Here is a 300-nt window from a genome sequence, read left to right on the forward strand (position 1 = left end):
GGGTCACGGTGTAAGTGATCACACCGCCTTCGGTCACGCTTGGCGAGGCGGTCAGGGTCGCGGTAGTGGTGTCGACCGAGTCGTTGATCGTGGTCTGAGCCGGGGTCGGATTCGGGGTCAGTTGCTCGAAATTACCGCCCGTGGCGCTCTCGATGGTGACGCTGACGGTCGAGCCGTTGTTGTAGACGTCATTGGCCGGGGTCTGGAAATCGACGCTGCCCTGGGTTTTGCCGGCTTCAACAGTGATGACCTGGCCGTTGGACAGGGTCACGGTTACCGGCGTCTGGGCAGGGTTGCTCA

The 300-nt window shown here is 62.3% G+C and carries 1 protein-coding gene; it reads right to left on the minus strand.

Annotation, left to right across the window (positions count from 1 at the left end; translation table 11 throughout):
* Positions 1-300 (minus strand): immunoglobulin-like domain-containing protein (locus tag V7787_RS53285; RefSeq protein ID WP_336095478.1); only part of this gene is annotated, 300 nt, incomplete at both ends.

The sequence above is a fragment of the Pseudomonas sp. CGJS7 genome (genome assembly GCF_036961695.1).